The sequence below is a fragment of the Microbacterium sp. genome (genome assembly GCF_047606685.1).
Taxonomy (GTDB): domain Bacteria; phylum Actinomycetota; class Actinomycetes; order Actinomycetales; family Microbacteriaceae; genus Microbacterium.
In genome coordinates this window covers 1-18,654 of record NZ_JASGEC010000057.1, presented here as the reverse complement: position 1 = coordinate 18,654, position 18,654 = coordinate 1, and the positions used below count along the sequence as shown (strand labels likewise).

General features: G+C 69.4%; 19 protein-coding genes. 16 read left to right on the top strand and 3 right to left on the bottom strand.

The annotated features are described in order from the left end of the window. Positions 1-1,011, bottom strand: a 1,011-nt coding sequence (locus tag QM611_RS06570; RefSeq protein ID WP_415079108.1) for a hypothetical protein, incomplete at its 3' end; no start/stop codon positions are given. Beyond that, complete coding sequence (locus QM611_RS06565; RefSeq protein ID WP_415079107.1) at positions 1,008-2,015, bottom strand: hypothetical protein; 1,008 nt, start codon at positions 2,013-2,015, stop codon at positions 1,008-1,010. The genes QM611_RS06565 and QM611_RS06570, both read right to left, overlap by 4 nt. A 155-nt stretch (positions 2,016-2,170) precedes the next feature. Between QM611_RS06565 and QM611_RS06560 the strand changes: the two genes are divergently transcribed. The 11 genes from QM611_RS06560 (at position 2,171) to QM611_RS06510 (ending at position 12,588) form a co-directional block, all read left to right on the top strand. Beyond that, entirely contained in the window at positions 2,171-3,328 is a 1,158-nt protein-coding gene (locus QM611_RS06560; RefSeq protein ID WP_415079106.1) for a CaiB/BaiF CoA transferase family protein, read from the top strand. Positions 3,329-3,533: 205 nt separating this feature from the next. Continuing rightward, entirely contained in the window at positions 3,534-3,887 is a 354-nt protein-coding gene (gene rpsF / locus QM611_RS06555; protein ID WP_415079109.1) for a 30S ribosomal protein S6, read from the top strand. A gap of 2 nt (positions 3,888-3,889) precedes the next feature. Continuing rightward, on the top strand, positions 3,890-4,390 hold the full coding sequence (locus QM611_RS06550; protein ID WP_415079105.1) for a single-stranded DNA-binding protein: 501 nt from the start codon (positions 3,890-3,892) through the stop codon (positions 4,388-4,390). Positions 4,391-4,468: 78 nt separating this feature from the next. Continuing rightward, positions 4,469-4,723 (top strand): 30S ribosomal protein S18, encoded by a 255-nt coding sequence (rpsR, locus tag QM611_RS06545; RefSeq protein ID WP_137418536.1) that lies wholly within the window; start codon positions 4,469-4,471, stop codon positions 4,721-4,723. A gap of 11 nt (positions 4,724-4,734) precedes the next feature. Then, positions 4,735-5,187: a 50S ribosomal protein L9 gene (rplI, locus tag QM611_RS06540; RefSeq protein WP_415079104.1), complete on the top strand. Its 453-nt coding sequence runs from the start codon at positions 4,735-4,737 to the stop codon at positions 5,185-5,187. 476 nt (positions 5,188-5,663) lie between these two features. Further along, positions 5,664-7,046: a replicative DNA helicase gene (dnaB, locus tag QM611_RS06535; protein ID WP_415079103.1), complete on the top strand. Its 1,383-nt coding sequence runs from the start codon at positions 5,664-5,666 to the stop codon at positions 7,044-7,046. 128 nt (positions 7,047-7,174) lie between these two features. After that, the gene (locus QM611_RS06530; protein WP_415079102.1) at positions 7,175-8,518 is read left to right on the top strand and encodes a hypothetical protein; all 1,344 of its coding nucleotides are present in this window, start codon (positions 7,175-7,177) and stop codon (positions 8,516-8,518) included. Positions 8,519-8,958: 440 nt separating this feature from the next. After that, the gene (locus QM611_RS06525) at positions 8,959-10,791 is read left to right on the top strand and encodes a DUF262 domain-containing protein (RefSeq protein WP_415079101.1); all 1,833 of its coding nucleotides are present in this window, start codon (positions 8,959-8,961) and stop codon (positions 10,789-10,791) included. 343 nt (positions 10,792-11,134) lie between these two features. Next, positions 11,135-11,674, top strand: a complete 540-nt coding sequence (locus tag QM611_RS06520; protein ID WP_415079100.1) for a YaeQ family protein — start codon at positions 11,135-11,137, stop codon at positions 11,672-11,674. 345 nt (positions 11,675-12,019) lie between these two features. Then, the gene (locus QM611_RS06515) at positions 12,020-12,247 is read left to right on the top strand and encodes a hypothetical protein (RefSeq protein ID WP_415079099.1); all 228 of its coding nucleotides are present in this window, start codon (positions 12,020-12,022) and stop codon (positions 12,245-12,247) included. Beyond that, positions 12,244-12,588 carry a DUF6804 family protein gene (locus tag QM611_RS06510; RefSeq protein WP_415079098.1) on the top strand — a complete coding sequence of 115 codons (345 nt, stop codon included), beginning with the start codon at positions 12,244-12,246 and terminating at the stop codon, positions 12,586-12,588. Before QM611_RS06515 ends, QM611_RS06510 begins: the two co-directional genes overlap by 4 nt. 3 nt (positions 12,589-12,591) lie before the next feature. Here the strand turns inward: QM611_RS06510 and QM611_RS06505 are convergent, their stop codons facing one another. After that, a complete protein-coding gene (locus QM611_RS06505; RefSeq protein WP_415079097.1) occupies positions 12,592-13,248 on the bottom strand; it encodes a histidine phosphatase family protein in 657 nt (218 codons plus the stop codon). 248 nt (positions 13,249-13,496) lie between these two features. On the opposite strand from QM611_RS06505, the gene QM611_RS06500 reads away from it, so the two are divergent. The 5 genes from QM611_RS06500 to QM611_RS06480 all read left to right on the top strand — a co-directional run. Then, a complete protein-coding gene (locus tag QM611_RS06500) occupies positions 13,497-13,706 on the top strand; it encodes a heavy-metal-associated domain-containing protein (RefSeq protein WP_415079096.1) in 210 nt (69 codons plus the stop codon). Beyond that, positions 13,706-14,686: a heavy-metal-associated domain-containing protein gene (locus QM611_RS06495; protein WP_415079095.1), complete on the top strand. Its 981-nt coding sequence runs from the start codon at positions 13,706-13,708 to the stop codon at positions 14,684-14,686. Before QM611_RS06500 ends, QM611_RS06495 begins: the two co-directional genes overlap by 1 nt. A 25-nt stretch (positions 14,687-14,711) precedes the next feature. Next, positions 14,712-17,114 carry a heavy metal translocating P-type ATPase gene (locus QM611_RS06490; protein ID WP_415079094.1) on the top strand — a complete coding sequence of 801 codons (2,403 nt, stop codon included), beginning with the start codon at positions 14,712-14,714 and terminating at the stop codon, positions 17,112-17,114. Further along, on the top strand, positions 17,111-17,419 hold the full coding sequence (locus tag QM611_RS06485; protein ID WP_415079093.1) for a metal-sensitive transcriptional regulator: 309 nt from the start codon (positions 17,111-17,113) through the stop codon (positions 17,417-17,419). The genes QM611_RS06490 and QM611_RS06485 overlap by 4 nt, the downstream gene beginning before the upstream one ends. A gap of 171 nt (positions 17,420-17,590) precedes the next feature. After that, positions 17,591-18,654: glycerate kinase (locus QM611_RS06480; RefSeq protein ID WP_415079092.1), on the top strand; the 1,064-nt coding region annotated here is incomplete at its 3' end.

Here is an 18,654-nt window from a genome sequence, read left to right as displayed (position 1 = left end):
GGCGAACGGAAGCTCGGCCGCGGCGGCGGCGGCCCCGGCGGCGGGCGCGGCCGCATCCATCGCCGGCCGCATCCGCTCGTCCCGCCAGCGCTCCCACTGCGCGAGCTTGTCGAGCAGCGCGCCGACGACCGAGAACAGCCACGCCCACGTCGCGGGGTCGAGCGTGGCGAAGTTGCGCTGGGCGTAGAGGAACAGCCAGTCGTCGACGATCTCGACGTCGAGCGCGGCGGCGTTGTCGATGAAGCGCGCCATGATGTCGGGCGTGAACAGGTACAGCGCGTCGCGCTCGTAACCACGCGGACAGTACAGCGCGAAATAGCGGTCGAAGTCGCCCTCGAGGCTCAGGCGCTGGCCCTTGTCGAACGACGCGGGCAGGTTCGAGGCGCCGAACAGGCCGTTGTTGCTCAAGGCGTCGAGCACGATGTGCGGCAGCGGGGTGTTGAGCTTGACCGCGACGTAGCCCCAGCGGTGCGTGGTCGTCTCCTTCCCCGACCCCGTCTCGAACGAGTAGTTCGCGAACTCGACGAAGCGGGGGTGCTCGCCGCGCACGAGGTCGGCTGACGTGCGGCTGCTGCCCACGGAGAAGATCATGCCGGGCAGCGGCGGGTTGTCGAGCACCGGGAGGTACGACATCCCGTTCGCTCGCGCAAAGCGGTGCAGGCGGTAGCGGCGCACATGCGTCACGCCGATGTTTCGAATGAGGAACACGATGACGACGACGACCCCGCCGCAGATGAGCACCGCCATCAGCATCATCGGCAGCAGGGCCCACGACAGCGGCCGGCCGAGCTGCGACACGAACATCGAGATGAACCCGCCCCCGACCGTGAGGAAGATGCTCACGAAGAAGAGCCCGAACACGCCGAGCAGCACGGCGCCGATGACATTCCCGCCGCTGGACGGCATCTGGCCGGTGGCGCGGAGCTCGCGGGTGAAGGCGCGGGCGGCCGCCGGGTCGACCGGCTCCACCAGCGGCCGAGGGTCGAACGGGACGGTGCGCGGAGTGCTCATCGGTTGACCGTGTCTCCTTCCCACGACAGGTCGGCGCCCTCGGGCACCGGCATCGCCTCGATCCGTGGGTCGGCGCACAGCGCCGCGACAAGCTCGAGGCTGCCGCCCACGATAGTCGAGTCGTGGTCGACCTCGGTCACGAGCACCCACGCGCGGTCGTCGGGCCAGACGAGGCTCGGCGACCGCGCCTCCGGCGGGAAGCCGTGCTCCTCGCCCGGCACGTCGCGCCACGGCACGTGCAGCACCCAGTCCGGCCGGGCGAGCTCGCGCACGCCGCCGCGAAACAGCACGTGATCGCGACCGGGCAGCTCGAGCCGCGGGCCGCGGGAGATCTCGTCGGAGAGGATGCCGGGCTGCCACGTGGGTTTGCGGAAGACGTTGTTGAACCGGTCGGGCACCGACCGGCCGAGCATCGCGTTGTGCCGGTCGAGCACCGCGGCATCCTCCTCTCCCCCGGCAGGCCACGAGAGCCACATGCGTGACGGCGCCTCGCCGAGGAAGCCGAGCAGTCCGCCCCACCCCTCCCACACGGCGATGTGCCCGTCGTCGGGGGTGGCGGTGTGCGCGACGAGGTGCTCGGCGACCGCGGCGAGCGCCTCGGGGTCGAGCTCTCCCTCGACGGGCGCGCGGTACTCGCGACCGTCGACCGCGACCGCCTGCTGCCAGGTGTTCGGCTCGTCGCTCTCCCCGCGCACGACGCGGTTCCACTGCGCCTGCGGGTGCAGCGTCGTGCCGAACACGCGGGCAGTGTCGGCCCACGTCGTGGGCTCGGTCGACATCCGCTCGACCAGCTCCTGCTGGGTCGACGCAGGCAACCGCACCCACTCGTCTGCCGGCGGCACAGCGCCGCCGGCGAGGGTCGTCACCGACGGGCGGTGGAAGACGCGTGCATACGCCGCGAAGCCGCGCGGCACGACGCCGTGCATTGTGCGGCCGCACGCCGCTCCGTCGTCGAGCCGCTCGCGGAGCCAGTCGCCCGCGGCGACGTCCGCCGTCCACTCCATCGCTCCACGCTAGCCGGGTTGGCCTGCAGAACTCCGTCGATTCGTCGCGCACGAGCCGCGCAGGGCGCTGTGCCGTGGCGCGGGTGCCGGATCGGAGGAGTTCTGCAGGCCAGTCGCCGCGCACCGGCAGGATGGAGGCGGAGAAGGAGGACGAAATGGCGACCAAAGACAGCGGCGACGGCGCGTCTCGCGGCCCGCTTGACGGCGTCCTCGTCGCGGACTTCTCGCGCGTGCTCGCCGGCCCGTACTGCACGATGCTGCTCGCCGACCTCGGCGCGACGGTGGTGAAGGTCGAGGGGCCGGCCGGCGACGAGACCCGCGAGTGGATGCCGCCGGCCCGTGACGGCGTCTCCACCTACTACCTGTCGGTCGGCCGCAACAAGCGGGCGATCACGCTCGACTTCGCCGACCCGGCCGACCTGGCCGTCGCCCGCCGGCTCGCCGCCCGCGCCGACGTGGTCGTGGAGAACTTCCGCCCCGGCGGCCTCGCGCGCTTCGGCCTCGACTACGGCGCGGTGCGCGCCGCCAACCCCGCCACGGTGTACGTGTCGATCACCGGGTTCGGCCCCGCCTCCGACCTTCCCGGGTACGACGTGCTCGCCCAGGCTCTGTCGGGGCTCATGAGCGTCACGGGCGACCCCGCCAGGCCGCCGACGAAGGCGGGTGTTGCGATCGTCGACGTCGTCACGGGGCTGCACGCGGGCCTTGCCGCGCTCGCCGCGCTGCGCCACAGCGACGCGACCGGCGCGGGCCAGCACGTGGAGGCCAACCTGCTGTCATCGGCGCTGTCGGCGCTCGTGAACCAGTCCGGCGCGCACGCGATCGGCGGCGTCGTGCCGGGCCGGCTCGGCAACGAGCACCCGAGCATCTTCCCGTACGGGCCGTTCCCGACCGCCGACAAAGACCTCGTGGTCGCGATCGGCAACGACGCCCAGTTCCGCCGGCTGTGCGAGGGGCTCGGGATGCCGCGGCTCGCCGCCGATGAGAGGTTCGCCACGGCGCGCGAGCGCGCCGTCCACCGAGACGCGCTGCGCCCGCTGCTGGAGGCGGCGCTCGCGGCGCGCACGGCCGCCGAGTGGCACGACGCGCTGGCGCCGGCCGGCGTGCCGTGCGCGCCGATCCTCGACATCGGCGAGGCGTTCGCGCGGGCGGACGCGCTGGGGCTCGAGCCCGTCGTCGAGTCGGGCGGGATGCCGGGCGTGCGGCATCCCGTCGCCTTCTCAGCCACGCCGCCCACGTACCGGCACGCCCCGCCGGCCCCCGACGCCGACCGCGACTGGGTGCTGCGCCTGCTGGGTGAGCCCGGTCGTTGAGCGAGCGAAGCGAGACGAAACGCAGAGACGAAACGCGGACACGAAACGCAGAGACGAGACCGACCCCGCGCATCGGGTAGCATGGGAGGGCTGTCCGCGCGAGCGCGGGCACGTGCAACACACCCTCCTGCTGCCGGGAAACGCCCGGCAGCCGTTCAAGTCCGAAGGAGGTGGGTAAGTGACGCACACGCACCAGTACGAGCTCATGGTCATTCTCAACCCCGAGATCGACGAGCGCACGGTCGCCCCGAACCTTGACAAGTTCCTCAAGGTCATCACCAACGATGGGGGCACGATCGACAACGTCGACATCTGGGGCCGTCGCCGCCTGGCGTACGAGATCCAGAAGAAGAGCGAGGGCATCTACGCCGTCGTGAACTTCACCGCCACGAGCGAGGCCACGCAAGAGCTCGACCGTCAGCTGAAGCTGAGCGAGTCGGTCATGCGCACCAAGGTCCTGCGCGCCGAGGAGGCCATCGCCCAGGTCGCCGCCGAGGCCCAGCGCGCCGCCGAGAAGGCTGCGCGTCCTGCCAAGGCCGCGCAGCCCGCGAAGGCGTAGCCATGGCCGGCGAGACCATCATCACCGTCGTGGGCAACCTCACGGCCGACCCCGAGCTGCGCTACACGCAGAACGGGCTGCCCGTCGCGAACTTCACGATCGCGTCGACGCCGCGCACCTTCGACCGCCAGGCGAACGAGTGGAAGGACGGCGACGCGCTGTTCCTCCGCGCGAGCGTGTGGCGCGATTTCGCCGAGCACGTGGCCGGGTCGCTCACCAAGGGCATGCGGGTCATCGCGACCGGCCGCCTGAAGCAGCGCAACTACCAGGACCGCGAGGGCAACAACCGCACCTCGATCGAGCTCGAGGTCGACGAGATCGGCCCGTCGCTGCGTTACGCGACCGCCCAGGTCACGCGCGCCGCGTCCGGTGGCGGGCAGCCCCGCCAGCAGGTCGCCGACGAGCCGTGGTCGACCCCCGGCTCGAACGCGGGCGGCAACAGCGCCGGCGGAGCCGACGCGTGGAGCGCCCCGGGCGCCTACAGCGACGACACCCCGTTCTAAGGTCTGGTCGGAACGGCCCCTGAGCTTGTCGAAGGGCCAGCGACCACCGTCATCCACTTCACACACGTAAGGAAAACCATGGCTGGAAAGTCGAGCGGCGACCGCCGCAAGCCGCGGAAGGGCGCGAAGAACGCCGCTCCCGCGAAGGCGATCCGCGTGGGCGTCATTGACTACAAGGACGTCGCCACGCTTCGCAAGTTCATCTCGGAGCGCGGCAAGATCCGCGCCCGTCGGATCACCGGCGTCTCCGTGCAGGAGCAGCGCCTCATCGCCCGTGCGATCAAGAACGCCCGCGAGATGGCGCTCCTGCCGTACGCCGGTGCCGGACGCTGAGGGGCACGAGCATGGCAAAGCTGATTCTCACGAACGAGGTCGCCGGGCTCGGTAGCGCCGGCGACGTGGTCGAGGTCAAGAACGGGTACGCCCGCAACTACCTCATCCCCCAGGGGTACGCCGTGGCATGGACCCGCGGCGGCGAGAAGCAGGTCGCGTCGATTCGCGCGGCCCGCGACGCCCGCGCGATCCACGACCACGAGGAGGCCGTGGCGCTGAAGGACGCGCTGGAGACCAACAAGGTGCGCCTGCAGGTCAAGGCCGGCCAGGGCGGCCGCCTGTTCGGCTCGGTCAAGACCGGCGATGTGGCGGATGCCGTCAAGGCCGCCGGCCTCGGCGAGCTCGACAAGCGCAAGATCCACATCACGTCGCCGATCAAGGCGACCGGCGACCACGAGGCGACGGTGCGTTTGCGCGACGACCTCACCGCCGTGATCACCCTCCAGGTGGTCGCTGCCAAGTAGCACGGACTAAGGCCGGATGAAGGCCCGGACTACCGGGTTTCTCGACGGTCTCACACGGGATGCCGCGGGCGAATTGTGCCCGCGGCATCCCGTGTTTGTGCACAACCGACATGCTCCCGACGCAACCTTCAACACAGACTTCAAGCGCTTCTCCTTCCACAGGCTCTGATTCGTGTTTTACCAGGTCAGAGGCTTAAAAAATTCTCTTACAGAGGCGTTTTGGCCAGGTTGTCCACAGCGGTTCTGCACAGTACATGCGGCGTGTCGCGCAGAATCTCCACACAGTTATCCACAAGGCCATTTGCGGGGGGTTCCGGCCCGCTTCTAGCGTGGTCACGGTCCCGGGGGTGGCGGCCGCGAAACGGCCCGCCGAGGCGTCCGATGTCGGATGTCGGTGATGGACTTCCCCCGAGGGCGCGGCAAGGGCAAGCGTCCTGGAGTTCGAAGGGCGTGCGCGCACGCGGTGAGGAGTTGGGTTGTCGATCGCGGACATCTCGGAGGAGCGGCTGGGCGGGCCCGTCGAGGGGCGCGCGTCCGAGCGGACGCCCCCGCACGACCTGCTCGCCGAGCAGAGCGCGCTCGGCGGAATGCTGCTCTCGACCGACGCCGTGGCCGACGTCACCGACACGCTGCGCGGCGGCGATTTCTATGTGCCCAAGCACGAGGTGATCTACGAGGCGATCCTGTCGCTGTACTCGCACGGCGAGCCGACCGACGTCGTGGCGGTCACCGACGAGCTCATCAAGACCGGCGAGCTGCAGCGCGCCGGCGGCGTGGACTATCTGCACACGCTGACATCCATCGTCCCGACCGCGGCCAACGCGGGCTACTACGCGTCGATCGTCGCCGAGAAGGCGGTGCTGCGGCGGTTGGTGGATGCCGGCACCCGCATCGTGCAGATGGGCTACGCGGCGCAGGGCGATGCCGTCGACCTCGTCAACACGGCGCAGGCGGAGATCTACCAGGTCACCGGCTCGCAGAGCGCCGAGGACTACGTGCCGCTGGACACGGCTCTCGCCGCCGCCGAGGATGAGATGAACGCCGCCGGCGGCAATGGCGGGGCGCTCACGGGTGTGCCGACCGGGTTCGCCGAGATGGACGAGCTGACCAACGGCCTGCACGCGGGGCAACTCGTCATCATCGCCGCGCGGCCCGCGCTCGGAAAGTCGACGCTGGCGCTCGACTTCGCGCGCTCGGCGGCGATCGACAAGGGCATGCCGACGATCTTCTTCTCGCTCGAGATGGGCCGCAGCGAGATCGCGATGCGCCTCATGAGCGCCGAGGCGGCCGTGCCGCTGCAGGCGATGCGCAAGGGCACGCTCGACAACCGCGACTGGACCACGATCGCTGCGACCCGCGGCCGCATCAACGGCGCCCCGTTGTACATCGACGACAGCCCGAACATGACGCTCGTCGAGATCCGCGCGAAGTGCCGGCGGCTCAAGCAGCGCGCGGGCCTGAAGATGGTCGTGATCGACTACATGCAGCTCATGACGTCGGGCAAGCGCGTCGAGTCGCGCCAGCAGGAGGTGTCGGAGTTCTCGCGCGCGCTCAAGCTGTTGGCGAAGGAGCTGCAGGTGCCGGTCGTCGCGCTGTCGCAGCTCAACCGCGGCCCCGAGCAGCGCGCCGACAAGAAGCCCGCCCTGTCAGACCTGCGCGAGTCGGGCTCGCTCGAGCAGGACGCCGACATGGTGATCTTGCTGCACCGCGAGGCCGCCTACGAGAAGGAGAACCCTCGCGCCGGCGAGGCCGACCTGATCGTCGCCAAGCACCGCAACGGCCCGACCGCCACGATCACGGTGGCGTTCCAGGGGCACTTCTCGCGCTTCACGGACATGGCCACGGGGGACTTCGGGTAGTTGTAGGGACTCTCATGTTGCGTTCTTCTAGCGGACAAGTTTCTCGGGGTGCCAGATAGACACTTCGACTTGCCGGGTCGGCCGTGTGGGGTAGAAGAGATCCCCCACCAAGAATCCCAAGGAGTGCCGTGACTACCGAAATCGCGATTCTCAACCGAGGCGCCGTTGCTTTAGCGGCCGACAGCGCAGTCAGTGTGGCGACGCCGGCGGGTTTGAAAGTATACGACGGTGTGAACAAGCTTTTCGAGTTGATAAAGGGCCGTCCCGTTGGGGTTATGATTTACAACTCCGCGGAGCTCTCGTTCCGCCCATGGGAAACAATCATCAAGGCATATCGCGAGGAACGAAGCCGAGTTTCGCTGGGCACGCTCGATGACTACGTCACTGACTTCCGTACCTTCATTAAGACGCATCCGGAGCTATTCTCGGCGCGGCAGCAGGACGAAGCATTCGCTCAGACTGTCGTAGCCGACCTGATTTCAGTGCGGACCAACATCGTCCAAGGGCTGCAACAGGCGCTGGCTGCAGGGAAGCGGCCAACGGCACGGCTTGTCGGGATCGCAGTGTCACGTCACGTCCGCGAGTACTGGAACTTCGCACGCTCCTCCTATGACCTCTCGCGATGGCCGGAAACGCTTCCCTCGGTTAGGACACTTGGCGCGCACTTCAGAGCTCAACTTGACGACAGGATCGATGAGGTGTTCCAGAACTTGCCGCTGAACGACACCCTTCGTGCGAACCTACGAGTGGGGCTTCTTCACCGAGCATTCGGGCGACACGATAGCGATGGGCAGTTCTCCGGTGTTGTCTTGGCCGGATTTGGGGACGACGAGTACTATCCGAGGCTTCGTGAGTTTAGGACAAAGGCTATGTACGCCGATCGTCTGCTCTGCTACGACGTTGAAGATTCAAGCACTGACATCGGCGTTCAAGTTCCTGGTGAGATCAAGTCCTTCGCGCAGGGCGACATGATCAGGTCGTTTACTGATGGCATCCAAGATCAGGTCCGTGGCGAGATGATCGAGTTTTGGAATCAGTGGCGGTCCCAGGGGATCACCGCTGCGGTTGAGGCAGATCCACGTCTTGCGCAACTGAGCCCCGCCGACCAACTGCTCGTGGCGCAATCGATCAGGGACCTGTCCTCGCAGGCCGTCGATCAGTTCCTCGACCACATGGCGGTGTACGAGCTCGCGAGTATCAAGGGACCCTTGCTCCAAAGCGTGTCTTTTCTCCCCAAGGACGAGTTGGGCGCGATGGCGGAAAGTCTTGTCAACCTCACCACGCTGAAGCGTCGTGTGTCGATCAACGAAGCGCAGACCGTAGGCGGGGCTGTCGACGTGGCGGTGGTGTCTCGCGGTGATGGTTTTGTATGGTTGAAGCGCAAGCATTATTTTGCTCAAGAGTTGAATCCCTCTTGGGCTGGTACGCACGCGGCACACCCCATCCGAAGGCAGGCGCCCGATGAGCACTGATAAGGTTCAGGGCCGAGAATTCCAGGAGCTTCTGCGCGAGTACTTCCCGCGCGATGCTGTCCAGGTGCTTGAGGATGTCCGTGTTGCACAGAGTCAAGTTGCTCAGCCGGGGGACCCTGACCAGGGATCCTTGGTGATGCTCGGGCTAGGGCTCGCGCGCTAGAGGTATCCGCCGCCGGTCCGTGCATCGAGGATGCCGGACATGAGGGTCGGGTGGCTGAGATGAGGCGTCGGGAGGTCGGTCGTCGATGAGCGCGGCGGTGTCATTGGACTGAACGCAGGAGATCGTCGCGGGCGTCAGTGCCGCGCGTAGGGACGTGACAACCGTTGGCCTAGCCCCGCGTCGCTCGGACGCGGGGACATCGCCGATATCCCGCGCGTGGAATCCGCGCCGTCGGCTGCTCTCGATACGCTGGGTCGGCGATCGTTGAGGGAGTGCAATGGGGTTCGAGTCCGCCAAACATGTGGAGCAGGTCCTGCGCGAGATTCACGCGCGCGAGTATCTGCTCCCCGCCATCCAGCGCGAGTTCGTGTGGGACACGGGCGATGTCGTCAAGCTCTTCGACAGCCTGCTCCGCGGCTACCCGGTCGGATCGTTCCTCTTCTGGAAGGTCGACCCGGAGACCGCGAAGGACTATGTGTTCTACAACTTCCTGACCAACTTCCACGAGCGCGATGAGCCCTACGCGGTCCGCGCAACCGTCCCGGCCGGGGCCGGTACAACGGCGGTTCTCGACGGCCAGCAGCGCCTGACGGCGCTGAACATCGGGCTCTACGGCAGTCACGCCACCCGACGACGCTACGGCCGGTCATCGAACACGCAGGCCTACCCCAAGAAGAGGCTCTATCTCAATCTGGTCGACAGCCCACCAGACGAGGAGCTCGGCCTCAAGTACGACTTGCGGTTCCTCACGGAGGACGAAGCTCGGCCTGCCGCCACCGAAGACGACTCACCACGAATCGACCGGTGGTTCCCGGTGGGCGACGTGTTCACGCTAACCGAAGATCCCGTGGCGTATATCGACGTTGTGACGGAGCGCGGCATTCCCGATATCCGTGAAGGCGCCAGGCGGTTAGGCGCTCTGTTCACGGCAGTACGGAAAACACCCTCGATGAATTACTACCTGATCGGCGAGAAGGAGCGCACCCCTGACGAGGTGCTCGAGATCTTCATCAGGGTGAACCAGGGTGGCGAGAAGCTCACCAACTCCGACCTTCTCCTGTCGATGGCCACAAACCAGTGGTCGACAGATCCGGGGGCGCGCGAGGAGGTTAGGAACCTCACCGCCGAGCTGAACACGCACGGCTTCAACTTTGACAAGGACTTCGTACTCAAGACCGCCCTGACGTTGGTCGGCGCCGACGTTCGGTTCAAAGTCGAGACCATCACGCACCAGAACATCACGAAGGTGGAGAACGACTGGTCACGGATCTCGGCGACCTTGCTGCGCACAGTTGAGCTTCTCAAGCTGGCAGGGTTCTCGCGCGAGTCCCTCACTGCCAACAACGCCGCGATTCCGATCGCATACTACCTGCATCAGCGCGCTGCTTCCGATTCGTTCCTTGACTCGACCGCGAAGGCCGGAGAGCGCGCTGAGATCATCCGCTGGCTCACGCGGACGCTCCTGAAGCAAGGCGTCTGGGGATCGGGACCGGACACATTGCTGACACGGTTGCGAGGGGCGATCGACCGAGAATTGCCCAACCCGGGCTTCCCAGCGGCGGCGCTCGACGCAGAATTCGCCGGCCTCGGCAAAGCTCTGACGTTCGACGAAGCCGAGATCGACGGACTACTAGACCTCTCCTATGGGGCACGGGGGACGTTTGCCACGTTGACCATCCTGTACCCGGGGCTCGACTTCTCGAAGGAGTTCCACGAGGACCATGTCTGGCCGAAGTCACTGTTCACTCGACGGCGTCTCGAAGAGGCCGGCGTCTCGGGCACCGAGGTCGATGCCTACATCGCGCGGGTCAACCTGCTTCCCAACCTGCAGCTGCTTGAAGGACGTGTGAACCAGGAGAAGCTTGCCAAGCTCCCCGCGGCGTGGATTCAGACGCTCCCCGAGATGCGCCGCGAATCTTATCTGCGCGAGAACGACCTCGACGACATGGACCTGGCGTTAACCGCCTTCCTCACGAGCTTCGAGACGCGGCGTCGTCGCATCCGAAACCGACTTACACGAGCGCTCGGGGTCGTCATGCCCGCGACGACGTTGAAGAATCCGGCTGATCAGGCTGCAGGACAGACGACTGGCGGCGCGGCCTTCTCGTAGGAAGGAAGGGGCCGACATGGCGCGCCCGGTGCCATCCCGCCAGATGTCGTTGAGGGTGTGCTGAATCGGCGGCACGTTCCCGCTCGCGGTGACGCGGCGAATTCGCGAACTGGTTGCGGAAGCCGAGTCCGTGGGATCCATCGTCACGACGTGATTGGCATGCTTCGAGTCACCTGCCGCACGACTTCCGGGCGGAGTCGACAAGCGGCGAGGTTTCTCCCGGAGGGCTTCGGGTAGCTGCTGGTTCCACGCAAGATGTCGGATCCCAGGGTGACGGTCACCGCGTCCGCGCCCGTCGCACCGAGCCTCGTCGCTCGCGATGGATCGCGTAGGCTCACGGGTCATGGCATCCGGGGCGACGATCCACTCCTTCAGCATCCAGCTCGCCGATGTCGACGGGGGGCTCTACGAAGACTTGTCGCTGCGCGTCGCGCGGCATCCCTCCGAGACGGATCCCTTCATGATGACGCGCGTGCTCGCGTACTGCCTCGAGTACGCCGACGGCATCGCGTTCACCGAGGGCATCGCCTCGACGGACGAGCCCGCCGTGCTCGTCCGCGATCCCACGGGCGCGATCACGGCCTGGATCGAAGTGGGCGCGCCCGCTGCCGCCCGCCTCCACACGGGAAGCATGCGGTCGCAGCGCGTCGCCGTCTACACCCATCGCGACCCCGTCAAGGTGGCGGCCGCGCGGGTGGGGAAGCGCATCCACCGGGCCGACGAGGTGCGGCTGCACAGCTTCGAGCCCGGTTTCGTCGATGCGGCCGCGGGTCTGCTGGAGCGCCGCACGTCGATGACGCTGTCGGTGGTCGAGCGCCGGCTCTACCTCGAGATCGGCGGGACAGTGCTCGAGTCCGACATCACCATGACGCCTGTCCCGTGATCGGCCTTCCGCTCACTCCGGGCTGCACCGGATGCGCGAAGGTGGCGCGAAGCGCCGCATCCCTCACTCCGACCCGACCACGCGCGTCACCTTCGTTGCGAGGCCCAGGGGCGAAGGTGGCGCGTCGTGCCGTATCAGGCGATGGGATGCGGCGCAGCGCGCCACCTTCATGTGGTCGCCGGGGCGTGGGGCGCTGGTGGGGCGAGGGTCGCCGCGTTTCGACTCGGGCGCGCTGCGGGCGGCCTCGCGGGGCGACGGGGGCCCTTCGACAAGCTCAGGGGCCGGACAAGCTCAGGGGCCGGGCGGGCTCAGGGGCGAGCCCGCGACCGGGTAGCGTCGGTAGCGATGGATGATCCGAGCGAGTTCCCGCCGTCGCTGGGCAAGGTCGCGCGCCGCGAGTTCGGCGTGCACGGCATCACGCAGTACGCGCAGCTCGCCGAGTTGCGCGCGAAAGACCTGCTCGCCATCCACGGCGTCGGCCCGAAGGCCGTGCGCATCCTGACGGACGAGCTGGCCGCGCGCGGGCTCGCGTTCCGTGACGACGACGACAACGCGAAGGCGGCCGCCCCGTGAGCGCGACCGAGCGCCAGCCGTCGGAGTATCAGCGCAACGCCCTCGCGCCCAGCCTGATCGCGGCGGCGGTGCTGTTCACCGCGCCGCTGTGGCGGAGCGGCGACCTGTTCCAGGTGGTGTTCTTCGCGACGTCGATCCTCGCCCTCATCGTCACGTGGTTCGCGCTCCAGGCGCGGCACTGGTGGTGGGCGCCGGTGTTCTTCGCGATCGCCGTGCTGTGGAACCCCGTCTTTCCCATCGCGTTCAGCGGGCCGATCTGGGATGCCGCGCAGCCGGCGGCCGCCGTCGTGTTCCTCGTCGCGGGGGCGTTGATCAAGACGCCCCGCCAGCAGCCTTCCTGAGCCTCACGACTCCGACGGCTCTCGGGGCAGCTCGGGCCCGTGGTTCCACGCCAGGATCGCGGGCTGCTCGCGGAAGAAGCCGAGCACCGAGACCGAGCCGGCGTCCAGCGTGATCATCGCGCCGAAGCGCGGCGCGAGCCGCAGGAACACCGCGGTGAGAATGCGCAGGTAGTGCCCGTGCGCGACGAGCGCGACATCCCCGTCCACCAGCGCCGGAAGCACCCGCGTGAGCACCCGCGACGCCCGCGCCGCCACCTCCTCGACGGTCTCGCCCGGCGTCTCGCCGCGGATCACCCCGTGCGTGAAGGCCGTCCAGTTGTAGCCGAGCTCGGCGCGAATCTCCTTCGTCGTGCGCCCCTCGTATCCGCCGTAGTCCCACTCCACCAGCAGCGGGTCGACCTCGGCGTCAAGGCCCGCCAGCTCCGCCGTGCGACGGGCGCGCTGCAGCGGCGAGCTGAGCACGAGGCTGAAATTGTAGTCGCGCACCAGCGCCCCGGCCGCGCGCGCCAGGCTCTCGCCGCGAGCGGTGAGCGGGATGTCGGTGAGCCCGGTGTGCTTGCCGGCTCTCGACCACTCGGTCTCGCCGTGCCGCAGCAGCACGAGCTTGCCTGTCGGGTTGTCGGGTGCGGGGCGGTCGGGCAGCGGGTCGACAGTGCTCACCTCGAAACCGTAGCGCGGCGCGGGGCCGAGGTCGTGTCGCGGGCCGGCATAACTCCGCCTGATTGCATCGCGCGTTGCGGGTGTGCCGCGGAATCCCGCGGCGGTGATGGAAGGCGCCGTGCGCACAGGCTGAGTTATGACGCGCTTGCCTCGGGCTCGGCGACCGGCACCCTGGAATACCCCGCCGGGGCAGGCGGTTGTGAACCTTCAGACATACCTGCCAGGGGTATCGAACGAGGGAGCAGCACATGACTGTCAACGAGTACCAGGTGACCGGGATGACGTGCGGGCACTGCGAGATGTCGGTGCGCGAGGAAGTGAGCGAGATCGCCGGCGTCGACGGTATCCAGGTCAGCGCGAAGACGGGCAAGCTCGTCGTGACCAGCTCGCAGCCGATCGACGACGCGGCCGTGCTCGCGGCCGTCGACGAGGCCGGCTACTCGGCGGTCCGCGTCTGATGAACGCGGCGGGACGACTGAGCCTCTACGGAGCCGGACTCGTGGCGGCGTTCGCCACCGCGTTCGGCATCTCGGCCCTTGTCGTCCCCGACCGGGCGGCCGCCGACAGGTCGGAGCAGACAGCAGAAGAGCACAGCGACATGAGCGAAACGCCGGAGCCATCCACCGCGGCCGACACCGTGCCCGGCGTGTCGATGTCGTCGCAGGGATACACGCTGTCGCCGGTGCGCGCGCCGCGGGCGCCGGGCGAAGACGGCGAGCTGAGCTTCCAGATCGCGGATGCCGCCGGCCAGCCCGTCACCGCGTACGAGACCGCGCACGACAAAGATCTGCACCTGATCGTCGTCCGCACCGACGGAACGCGATTCCGCCACGTGCACCCGACGCTCGACGCGACCACCGGTACGTGGTCGATCCCGTGGAGCTGGGATGCCGCGGGCACGTACCGTGTGTACGCCGACTTCGTGGCGGCCGACAGCGGCATCGCCGCGACGCTCAGCCGGGCCGTCGACGTGGCCGGAGACGTGCAGCCCGAGCCCGCGACGCACGAGTCTCGAACGGACGACGTGGATGGCTACGACGTCGCCGTCGACGGCGCGCTGGTCGCCGGCGGCACGAGCGACCTCACGATCACGGTGACCCGTGACGGCGAGCCGGTGACGACGCTGCAGCCGTACCTCGGCGCGTTCGGCCACCTCGTGGCGCTGCGCGACGGCGACCTCGCCTACCTGCACGTGCACGCGGAGGGCAGCGACCCGCGGCCCGGTGACACCGCCGGGCCCGAGATCGCGTTCGGGACGCACGTGCCGACGGCCGGCCGCTACCTGCTCTACCTCGACTTCCAGGTCGACGGCGCCGTGCACACCGCCGAGTTCGTGCTCGACGCCGTCCACGCCGACGGCGAGCCCGCCGACAGTGACCACGGTGACGACAGCGACCACGGCGACAACGGGCACGGCCACGGCTCGCACGACGGTTGATCCGCGACATCCAGACAGGAATCCGATGAGCACGACAGCATCCACGACGCCCGGCCCGAGCTACGAGCTCGAGATCGGCGGGATGACGTGCGCCTCGTGCGCGAATCGCATCGAGCGCAAGCTCAACAAGCTCGACGGTGTCGCGGCGACGGTGAACTACGCGACCGAGAGGGCGAAGGTCGTCGTGCCCGCCGGGTACGACCCCCAGCTGCTCATCGCCGAGGTCGAGAAGACCGGCTACACCGCAGCGCTGCCCGCTCCGAAAGAGGATGCCGCCGAGGCATCCATCGATCCCGAGCTCGCCGCGCTGCGCACCCGCCTCATCGTGTCTGCCGTGCTCACGGCGCCGGTCATCGCGATGGCGATGGTCCCGGCGCTGCAGTTCACGTACTGGCAGTGGGCGTCGCTGGCGCTCGCCGCGCCGGTGATCGTGTGGGGCGCGCTGCCGTTCCACCGCGCGGCGTGGATGAACCTGCGCCACGGCGCCGCGACGATGGACACCCTCATCTCGATGGGCACGGGAGCCGCGTTCCTGTGGTCGCTGTACGCGCTGTTCCTCGGCACGGCGGGCGAGCCCGGCATGACCCACCCGTTCGAGCTGACGATCGCGCCGTCCGACGGGGCGGGCAACATCTACCTCGACGTCGGCGCGGGCGTGACGACGTTCATCCTCCTGGGCCGCTACGTCGAGAAGCGGTCGAAGCGGCGGGCCGGGGCTGCGCTGCGCGCGCTGCTCGAGCTCGGCGCGAAGGATGTGTCCGTGCTGCGGGATGGCGTCGAGGCCACCATCCCGATCGACCGGCTGCGCGTCGGCGACGAGTTCGTCGTGCGGCCCGGCGAGAAGATCGCGACCGACGGCGTGGTCGTCTCGGGCACGTCGGCGGTGGATGCCTCGATGCTCACCGGCGAGTCCGCGCCCGTCGAGGTCGCCGAGGGCGACCCGGTCACCGGAGCCACCGTCAACGCGGGGGGCCGCCTCGTCGTGCGCGCCACGCGCGTCGGCGCCGACACGCAGCTCGCGCAGATGGCGCGCCTCGTCGAGGACGCGCAGACCGGCAAGGCCGAGGTGCAGCGGCTGGCCGACCGGATCTCGGGGGTGTTCGTGCCGATCGCGATCCTGATCGCGGTCGTCGCGCTCGGCGCGTGGCTGGGCGCGGGCTTCCCGGCGTCCGCCGCGTTCACCGCCGCCGTCGCCGTGCTCGTGGTCGCGTGCCCGTGCGCCTTGGGTCTTGCCACACCGACGGCCTTGCTCGTCGGAACCGGGCGCGGTGCGCAGCTGGGCATCCTCATCAAGGGGCCCGAGGTGCTCGAGTCGACCCGCCTTGTCGACACCGTCGTGCTCGACAAGACCGGCACCGTCACGGCCGGCACCATGACGCTCGTCGACGTGGTCGCCGAGCCCGGAGTCGAGCGCGACGAGCTGCTGCGCCTGGCGGGCGCGCTCGAGAGTGCCTCCGAGCACCCGATCGCGCAGGCGATCGCGGCGGGTGCGGCCGAGGCCAACCGGTCGTTGAGCGACCGCGCCGAAGGCGCGGGAGTCGAAACGCGGGGAGCCGGTGTTGATGGCGGGTTGCCGCGTTTCGACTCGCCTGCGGCTCGCGGGGCGACTGGAGCCGTCAGGCCGCTGCCCGCCGTCGAGGGCTTCGCGAACGTCGCGGGCCGGGGCGTGCAGGGCGTCGTCGACGGGCACGCTGTGCTCGTCGGCCGCGAGTCGCTGCTCGCCGACTGGTCGCAGCGGCTGAGCGCCGACGTCGCCGCGGCGAAGGCGCGGGCCGAGAGCGAAGGCAAGACGGTCGTCGCTGTCGGGTGGGATGGCGCGGCCCGCGGCATCCTGGTCGTCGCCGACACCGTCAAGCCGACGAGCGCCGAGGCCGTTCGCGAGCTGCGGGCGCTCGGGCTGACGCCCGTGCTGCTCACCGGCGACAACGAGGCCGTCGCGCGCCAGATCGCGGCGGAGGTCGGCATCGACGAGGTCATCGCCGGCGTGCTGCCTGCTGGAAAGGTCGAGGTCGTCCAGCGGCTGCAGCACGACGGCAGGGTCGTCGCGATGGTCGGCGACGGCGTCAACGACGCCCCCGCGCTCGCGCAGGCCGACCTGGGCATCGCGATGGGCACGGGAGCGGATGTCGCGATCGAGGCGTCTGACATCACGCTCGTGCGGGGCGACCTGCGCGGCGCGGTCGACGCCATCCGCCTGTCGCGCAAGACCCTCGGCACGATCAAGGCGAACCTGTTCTGGGCCTTCGCGTACAACATCGCCGCCATCCCGATCGCCGCGCTCGGGCTGCTGAATCCGATGCTCGCCGGCGCGGCGATGGCGCTGTCGAGCGTGTTCGTCGTCGGCAACAGCCTGCGGCTGCGAAGCTTCACGAGCGTCGCGTCGGCATCCCCTTCTGAATTCGCACCCGCCCGAGAGGACGCATCATGACCATCGCCGAGCACGGCCACGCCCACCACGGGTACATCACCGACAAGGCGGGGTACGCGAACCGGCTCGCCCGCATCGAGGGCCAGGTTCGGGGTCTCAGCCGCATGGTCGAGGACGAGCGGTACTGCATCGACATCCTCACCCAGGTCTCCGCCGTCACGAAGGCGCTCGAGACCGTCGCGCTGGGCCTGCTCGACGACCACCTCACCCACTGCGTGCTCGACGCCGCTCGCAACGGCGGGGCCGACGCCGAGGCGAAGCTCAAGGAGGCATCCGACGCGATCGCGCGGCTCGTGCGCTCGTGACGGGGGCAGGTCAGCCGTTGGCCGCCGCGCTGTTGCGACCGCGCATCGCGCGTAACTCAGTCTGGGCGAGGAAGGCGTAAGGCGCGCGCCCCGGATTTCCGGGCCACTCGCTGGCCGCCCACGGCTGCGAGGCGGAGTTATGCCGCCGTTCCGCGCGGGCAGAATGGGGTCGTGCGCGTGCTCATCGCCGTCGACTCCTTCAAGGGGTCGCTCAGTGCCGCCGAAGCGGGCGCGGCGATCGCGGCGGGATGGCGGTCGGCCCGCCCCGCCGACCCGGTCGACGTGCTCCCGCTCGCCGACGGCGGCGAGGGCACGGCCGACGTCGTCGCCGCGGCGACGCCCGGCGCGGTGCGGCAGGTGGTGCCGGCCGTGACGGGACCGGATGGCAGGAGCACCCCGGCCGAGTGGTTCGCGCTGCCGGGCGGGGTCGCCGTGCTCGACCTCGCGCGCACAAGTGGCCTGCCGCTGATGGCGGCGCCGGACGCGATGGGCGCCACGACCCGGGGCCTCGGCGAGGCGATCCGCGACGCCCTCGCCCACGGGGCTGTCGAGGTGTGGATAGGACTCGGCGGCAGCGCCTCCACCGACGGCGGGCTCGGCGCGCTGCGCGCGCTCGGACTGCGCGCGCGGGATGGCGCCGGCCGCGACATCCCGGAAGGCGGCGCCGGCCTGGCCCGGCTCGCCACGGTCGAGCTCGACGGGATCGCGCCGATCCCGGGCGGCGTGACCCTGCTCACGGATGTCACGTCTCCCCTGCTCGGCGAGCACGGCGCTGCGGCGGTCTTCGCGCCGCAGAAGGGCGCGACCTCCGCGCAGGTCCGGTTGCTGGAGCGCGGCCTGGCGCGGCTCGCGGAGGTGCTCGGCGCCGACCCGAGCACGCCGGGAAGCGGCGCCGCGGGCGGGACGGCCTACGGGTTCGCCGCGGTCTACCAGGCGGCGATCGTGTCCGGCGCCGACCGGGTCGCCGAGCTCAGCCGCCTCGACGACCGCATCGCGGCGGCCGATCTCGTCATCACGGGCGAGGGCGCGTTCGACGACCAGAGCTCGCGCGGAAAGCTCGTCGGCAATGTGCTGGGCCGGGCGCGGGCAGCGGGCAAAGCCGCAGCGGTGGTCGCCGGGGTCGTCCGTGCGGATCCGGGGGTCGCGCACGCGAGCCTCGTCGAGGCCGCGGGGGATGCTGCGGCGTCGCTGCGCGAGCCCGCGCGCTGGGCGGCGGCCGCCGCCGCGTCGCTCGC

What these genes read in the sequence shown, in the direction of transcription:
- QM611_RS06565 (WP_415079107.1), bottom strand. Translation starts at nt 2,015, where the DNA reads ATGGAGTGGACGGCGGACGTCGCCGCGGGCGACTGGCTCCGCGAGCGG.
- rpsR (WP_137418536.1), top strand. Translation starts at nt 4,469, where the DNA reads ATGGCTGGAAAGTCGAGCGGCGACCGCCGCAAGCCGCGGAAGGGCGCG.
- QM611_RS06485 (WP_415079093.1), top strand. Translation starts at nt 17,111, where the DNA reads ATGACCATCGCCGAGCACGGCCACGCCCACCACGGGTACATCACCGAC.
- QM611_RS06495 (WP_415079095.1), top strand. Translation starts at nt 13,706, where the DNA reads ATGAACGCGGCGGGACGACTGAGCCTCTACGGAGCCGGACTCGTGGCG.
- QM611_RS06515 (WP_415079099.1), top strand. Translation starts at nt 12,020, where the DNA reads ATGGATGATCCGAGCGAGTTCCCGCCGTCGCTGGGCAAGGTCGCGCGC.
- QM611_RS06520 (WP_415079100.1), top strand. Translation starts at nt 11,135, where the DNA reads ATGGCATCCGGGGCGACGATCCACTCCTTCAGCATCCAGCTCGCCGAT.
- rplI (WP_415079104.1), top strand. Translation starts at nt 4,735, where the DNA reads ATGGCAAAGCTGATTCTCACGAACGAGGTCGCCGGGCTCGGTAGCGCC.
- rpsF (WP_415079109.1), top strand. Translation starts at nt 3,534, where the DNA reads ATGGTCATTCTCAACCCCGAGATCGACGAGCGCACGGTCGCCCCGAAC.
- QM611_RS06490 (WP_415079094.1), top strand. Translation starts at nt 14,712, where the DNA reads ATGAGCACGACAGCATCCACGACGCCCGGCCCGAGCTACGAGCTCGAG.
- QM611_RS06560 (WP_415079106.1), top strand. Translation starts at nt 2,171, where the DNA reads ATGGCGACCAAAGACAGCGGCGACGGCGCGTCTCGCGGCCCGCTTGAC.
- QM611_RS06525 (WP_415079101.1), top strand. Translation starts at nt 8,959, where the DNA reads ATGGGGTTCGAGTCCGCCAAACATGTGGAGCAGGTCCTGCGCGAGATT.
- QM611_RS06500 (WP_415079096.1), top strand. Translation starts at nt 13,497, where the DNA reads ATGACTGTCAACGAGTACCAGGTGACCGGGATGACGTGCGGGCACTGC.
- QM611_RS06550 (WP_415079105.1), top strand. Translation starts at nt 3,890, where the DNA reads ATGGCCGGCGAGACCATCATCACCGTCGTGGGCAACCTCACGGCCGAC.